A 5,893-nucleotide genomic window follows, 5' to 3' on the forward strand; every position below is an offset into this window, starting at 1 on the left:
GAGGCCGCCCCTCGGCGGCGCTTCCGACCCGGACGACCTCCACGCCCCGCGCCTCGGCGGCCCGCAGCGCGGCCCGTACGGCGTCCGGCGGGCCGCCGGCGTCCTCCCACGCCGCGCACACCCGCACCGGCCCGGGAGCCCCGGGGCCGCCGGGACCCCGCCGCCCGTTCGACGCGGCGGCGGGGCGCGCCGGGCGGGTCAGGGCCCGGCGGGCCTCGTACGGCGACAGCGTCTCCCGTGGCGACGGCCCGTCGTACGGGACGAAACGCACCGGCAGCCGCCGCGCCCGCGAGGGAGTGCCAGGCTCGGCGGGCAGGGGTCCAGCCACAGGTCGGGCTCGCGCTCCGGGTCGGCGCCGTAACGCCGCATCAGACGGGCGTAGCCGGGCAGCGGCGGCCCTTCCAGCCGCTGCCGGTCCACCCGCAGGACGGCCGCGCTCCCCCACAGCTGGCCGACCGCGGGCACCCCCAGCGCCCCCGCAGCCACCGTGCCCGCGTACGCGCTCGCGTCATGCACCACCAGCTCCGGCTGCCAGCAGCGGGCGAACGCCACCAGCCCCTGGGCCATCGCCTCGGCGATCCGCACCTGCCGGTCGCCGAGCGCGCGCAGCACGCCGTGCTGCTCCGGGGTGAGCGCGGCGGGCCGCACCGGCCAGTCGGCCGGCCAGATGCCGCGCGGCCGCCGCGCCGCCTCCGGCGCCCTGACCACCGCCGGGGGCAGGGCGCAGATCCGCACCGGCACCAGCCCGGCCCGGGCCACCGCCGCCGCGCACCCGGACGGCACCGCTACCCGCACCTGGTGCCCCGCCCCGAGCAGGGCGCGGCCAGCGGCACCATGGGGACGAGATGGGCGCCCGAGGCCCAGGTCGTGAACAGGACGCGCATGGTCACCTCCCGCAGAGGTCGAGCCGGCCGGACCCCTCCGTCCGGCCGATGAACAGGACACCGGGCCGACCCGCCGCATCCCCCGGCGGGCTCAGCGGCGCCCCGCGAGCGTCAGCGCCTCGCCGGTGACCGTGGCGTTGGCCGCCGAGCACAGGAAGAGGAGGGTGCGGGCGACGTCCCCGGGGGCCGCGGACGGCCGGGCGGACCGGGCGTCCCCCGGGCATACGGCATTGACCAGCACACCGTCGCCGCCCACCTCCGCCACCAGACCGCGGACCAGACCCCGCAGCCCGGACCGGGCCACCGCGTGGAACTCCGCGCCGCGGCCGCCGTCCGGCGCCGGTGGGGAGGCCACCAGCGCGATCCGGCCCCAGCCGCGCTTGCGCATCCCGGCGACGGCCCACTGGACGGTGCGGATCGCGGGCGCGAAGCCGTCGGCCACGAGCGGCAGCCAGTGCTCCTCCCGGACGTCCTCGAACCGGGCGTGCGGCTCGAGCCGCGGGCCCTCGCGCCGGGCGTTCGCCACCAGCACGTCCAGCCCGCCCCAGCGCTCCTCGACGGCGGCCACGACCCAGCGCGGCGACGCGCTGTCCTCCAGGGCGTACGGCACGGCGAAGGCCCTGCTCCGGTCGGGGCCGGACAGCTCGGCGGCCAGCTCCTCGGCGGCCTCCCGGCGGCTGCGGTAGGCCAGCGCCACCCGGGCGCCCTGCGCCGCGAAGGCGCGTGCGGCGGCCCGGCCGATGGCCCCGGTGGCCCCGGTGACCAGGACCGCGCGTCCCTCCAGGCCGAGGTCCATCATGGGCGCTCCTCGCGGTCGTTCCCACTGAGGAGGCCATGGTCGCCGCCGTGACTCGAGCCCGCCTCGACCCGCGCCCGAGCCCGTCCGGATCCGGGGCCCGGCTCGTCTCCGCGGGCCGCTCGGCGCTATCCGGCGCCGCGCTGGAAGGCGGCGCGGTAGCTGTGCGGGCTGGTGCCGACGACGCGCTTGAAGCGGTCGCGGAACGAGGTGGGCGAGCCGAATCCGACCTGGGCGGCGATGCGCTCGACCGGATGGGTGGTGACCTCCAGCAGATACTGCGCCTGACGGACCCGGGCCCGGTGCAGCCACTGGAGCGGGGTGGTCCCGGTGTGCTCCCGGAAGCGGCGGTTGAGGGTGCGGGTGCTCATGCCGACGTGGGCGGCGATGTCGGCGAGGGTGAGGTCCTGCCCGGCGTTCTCCTCCAACCACCGCAGCAGGGGCTCGAACAGCGATCCGCGCGGTACCGGCGGCTGGTCGTGGACGATGAACTGGGCCTGTCCACCCTCCCGTTCCAGGGGCATCACGGACAGCCGCGCGGCGTCGGCGGCCACGGCGGAGCCGTGGTCGCGCCGGATGAGGTGCAGACACAGGTCGAGCCCGGCCGCGGCACCCGCCGAGGTGAGGATCTGGCCGTTGTCCACATAGAGCACGTCCGGGTCGACCTCGATCTTCGGGTGGAGCTCGGCGAGCAGCGGGCCGGCGGCCCAGTGCGTGGTGGCGCGGAGTCCGTCGAGCAGTCCGGTGGCGGCGAGGACGAAGGCCCCGGAACAGATCGAGGCGATACGGGTGCCCCGCTCGGCCGCGTCCCGGAGCGCGTCGATCACCTCGGCGGGGACCGGGAGCAGGGGGTCGGCGCGGCCGGGCACGAAGATGGTGTCGGCCTCGGCGAGCGCCTCCAGCCCGTACGGCGCCTGGAGGGTGAACACCCCCGCGTCGACGGTGCGGGTGGGGGCGCAGACCCGGATCCGGTAGGGCTCCCGCCCGTCGGGCAGCCGGGTACGGGTGAACACCTCGATCGGGGTGGCCAGATCAGGGGCGATGACCTGGTCCAGCGCCAGGATCACGAGCGTGTGCATGGCTCCAATCTAGGCCGTGCCGTGGATGGCGCCGCGGGCGGGTGGCGAAAAGCGGGCGGGGGATGGGTTCCGGCCATCGCGTCCCGGTGTCATGTCCGGCCGCACACTCCGGCGTCGGCGACGCGGATCGACGGATTGCCGTAGGCCATGCGCTGGAGCACCTTGCGGTACAGCGGCGTACGGCGCAGCGCACGCGCGAGACGGGGGCGCACCCGGGTGGTGAACGCGCCGCGCGAGAGGATCGCCCGGCTCTGCAGGGTCTGCATCCTCATCACCGCCGCGATGTCCGGTCCGCGCCGCCGCTCGAACTCCGCCAGCCGCTCGGCGCTGGTGTCGCCCTCGGCCAGCGCTCGGACCAGCAGGGGGTGCAGCACCACCGCGTCCTGCACCGCGAGGTTGATGCCCTGGGCGCCGATCGGGCTGTGGGTGTGGGCGGCGTCACCGATCAGCACCAGCCCGTCGGCGGCCCAGCGCTCGGCACGCGCGGAGAAGACGTCGAGCACGCCGAGGTCGGCGGGGGTGCGGATCTGCTCGCGGATCGGCGCGGCGTACTGCGGCACGGCGCGCACCAGCCGCTCCGTGACCTGGTCGAGGCCCAGGCCGGCGATATGGCGGTAGCGCCGGTGCGGCAGCGTCCAGCCGATCTGGATCCGGTCCGGCCAGGAGCCGTGGACCAGCACCGGGCCGCCGCCGGTGCGGAACACCCGCACATCGCCGACCCGCGGCTCCCCCGGGCGCGCGATGAGGGTGCACCACAGCACGTCCTGGGCGAACGCCTCGGCGCGGCCCGCCCCGATGCCCGCCAGCCGCCGGATCCGCGAGAACCGGCCGTCCGCGCCGACGACCACCCGGGCCCGCACCACACAGCGGCCCGGCGGTCCATCGGCGATGACCCCGGCGATCGCCCCCTCCCGCCGCAGCAGCCCGTCGGCCCGCCGGCCGGGCAGATAGCGGAAGCCGGGCCAGCGACGGCAGTGGGCGAGGAGCTCGTCCAGCAGATGCGGGCGCGGAACGCTCAACAGGTGGTCGTACGGGGCCGGAAGCAGCCGGTAGTCGGCCTCCAGCAGCACCCGCTCGCCCTCGATCACCAGGAACCGGTCGTGCCGATGGGCGCCGCGGGCGCGTGCCCCGGCGAGCACATCGAGCGCGTCCAACAGCGCCATCGCGCCGGGCTGCAGGATCTCGCCGCGGAACGCGCGCTGGTGCGCGCGGGCGCACTCCACCACGGTCACCCGGGCCCCCGAGCGCAGCATCAGCAGCGCCAGCACCAGACCGGCCGGGCCGCCCCCGACCACGCACACATCGGTGTCGATCTCGCGCAGCATCGCGCCTCCTGCTGGTCGGGCCCCAGGACATGGGCATCGGGAGCCCGCGGCAACCCGGAGGCGCAACGGACGCGCTACGGCTCCGCTTGCCCGCGCGGGGGGATCGGGCAGCGGAGCCGTAGCAAGCCCGGCTGAAGGGCGGCGCCGGGCGTTCAGGGGGGGGAAGGGTTCGCCGGACGGGGAGGACGGCCGGCGGGGGACTTCCGACGAGGGCGGTAGCGGGGATATCGGGGCTCTGCGATGGGGCTCTGCGGATGTCGGTGGAGGGCGGCCGGGCCGCTCACCGGCGAAACGGACCGCCGGCGGTCGGCTGCGGGCTGCGGGCTGCGGCCGTGAACCGTCGGCTGCGCGCCACCGGCCGCGGGCTGGAGATCTACGCGGCGAACAAGTCGAGCACCGGGCGGCGCCAGTGACCGTCCAGGTCCAGATCGAGCGCCGGATCGGAGGCGAGCACCGCCTGCTGGAGCTTCTGCAGCCGGGGCGACGGCTCCAGCCCGAGGTCCTCGACCAGTCTGGCGCGCAGCCCCTGGTAGACCTCCAGCGCCTGCCAAGGGCGGCCCGCGCGGTAGAGCGCGGCCATGCACTGGGCGTGCAGCCCCTCGTGCAGCGGATGGCGGGCGGTCAGCTCGGTCAGCTCGGTCAGCAGCTCGGCATGGCGGCCCAGCCGCAGATCGGCCTCGATACGGCGCTCCAGGACCCCGAGCCGGCTCTCCTCCAGCCGGGCCAGCTCGATCTCCAGAACCGGTCCGACCTTCACATCCACCAACGCGGGGCCGCGCCAGACGGCCAGCGCCTCGCGCAACAGCAGGGACGCCTGGACATCGTCCCCGGCGTCCAGGGCCTCCCGCCCCGCCGCCACCAGCCGGTCGTACTCATGGATGTCCACCGCGCCCGGCTGGGCCTCGAGCACATATCCGCCGTAGCGCGTGGCCAGCACGTCCTTGGAAGCCTGCGGGGCCTGCGGGCCGTAGGCGGCGGCCAGCCTGCGACGCAGCTGCAGGATGTAGGTCTGCAAAGTGGTCAGCGCGCTGCGCGGCATCTGCGTGCCCCAGATTTCCTCCATAAGAGTGGGCACCGGCAGCATCTGGTTGGCGTAGACGGAAAGCAATGCAAGGATCTGGCGCGGCTTGCCCGCGCTGGGCACGATCGACTGACCGCACGCCTCGACGCTCAGCGGCCCCAACACCTTGATGTCCATGGTCGTGTACCTCCGTCAACGGTCCGTCAAGTGCCTCCTGGCCGCGCGGCCCTGCCACCGAGGCATCTAAGAGCCTCGCTTGTGGGCGACCTGTACGGCCAGTGCCGGAATAACGAACTCGGTATGAGTTCCAGAGCGCCGACCCATGACAAATTCACACCCCTGGCGATGAGAGAGTCCGCGATGACCGATACACCCGTCCCTCATGAGTTCACGAGCCCCGCCTGCCTGGTGCGTTCCGCCGAGATCACCGGGATCACCGGAGCCACCGGGATCACCGGTAGCACCGGGATCGCAGGAGTCACCGGAACCGTCGGGACCGCCGCGGCCGCCCCTTCGTCCCCCGAGGACGACGACCTGGTCATCGAGGACCTCTCCGGCGCCGCCTGGCCCCTCGCCGCGCCCGGCATCTGCATCTGCACCGTCGGCGCCGAATGACCGGCCCATGACCGGCGAACTGGGCTTCACACCACATCTGCGGGTCGAGCCGGTGCCGGGCGAGGCCGTCTATCTCGTCTCCGAACACGGGGTCACGGCGCTGCACGGGAGGGCGATCGCCGCGCTCGCGCCGCTGCTCGACGGGTCGAGAGATCTCGCCCACATCCTCACCG

General features: G+C 75.1%; 7 protein-coding genes. 2 read left to right on the plus strand and 5 right to left on the minus strand.

Annotated features, from left to right (window positions below; all coding sequences use genetic code 11):
* Positions 1-198: 198 nt before the first annotated feature.
* The 5 genes from AXW62_RS20375 to AXW62_RS20395 all read right to left on the minus strand — a co-directional run bounded on the left by AXW62_RS20375 (position 199) and on the right by AXW62_RS20395 (position 5,282).
* Positions 199-783 (minus strand): glycosyltransferase family protein, encoded by a 585-nt coding sequence (locus tag AXW62_RS20375; RefSeq protein ID WP_060945797.1) that lies wholly within the window; start codon positions 781-783, stop codon positions 199-201.
* 192 nt (positions 784-975) lie between these two features.
* Positions 976-1,683 (minus strand): SDR family NAD(P)-dependent oxidoreductase, encoded by a 708-nt coding sequence (locus AXW62_RS20380; protein WP_060945798.1) that lies wholly within the window; start codon positions 1,681-1,683, stop codon positions 976-978.
* Between the two features lie 125 nt (positions 1,684-1,808).
* Positions 1,809-2,759 (minus strand): GlxA family transcriptional regulator, encoded by a 951-nt coding sequence (locus AXW62_RS20385; protein ID WP_030836632.1) that lies wholly within the window; start codon positions 2,757-2,759, stop codon positions 1,809-1,811.
* Between the two features lie 89 nt (positions 2,760-2,848).
* Entirely contained in the window at positions 2,849-4,084 is a 1,236-nt protein-coding gene (locus AXW62_RS20390) for an FAD-dependent monooxygenase (protein WP_060945799.1), read from the minus strand.
* A gap of 373 nt (positions 4,085-4,457) precedes the next feature.
* Entirely contained in the window at positions 4,458-5,282 is an 825-nt protein-coding gene (locus tag AXW62_RS20395; protein ID WP_030836626.1) for an AfsR/SARP family transcriptional regulator, read from the minus strand.
* Between the two features lie 183 nt (positions 5,283-5,465).
* Between AXW62_RS20395 and AXW62_RS44040 the strand changes: the two genes are divergently transcribed.
* Positions 5,466-5,720, plus strand: a complete 255-nt coding sequence (locus tag AXW62_RS44040; protein WP_060945800.1) for a hypothetical protein — start codon at positions 5,466-5,468, stop codon at positions 5,718-5,720.
* A 7-nt stretch (positions 5,721-5,727) separates the two neighbouring features.
* Positions 5,728-5,893: hypothetical protein (locus AXW62_RS47160; protein WP_169808157.1), on the plus strand; the 166-nt coding region annotated here is incomplete at its 3' end.

The sequence above is a fragment of the Streptomyces hygroscopicus subsp. hygroscopicus genome (assembly GCF_001553455.1).
Lineage (GTDB): Bacteria > Actinomycetota > Actinomycetes > Streptomycetales > Streptomycetaceae > Streptomyces > Streptomyces hygroscopicus.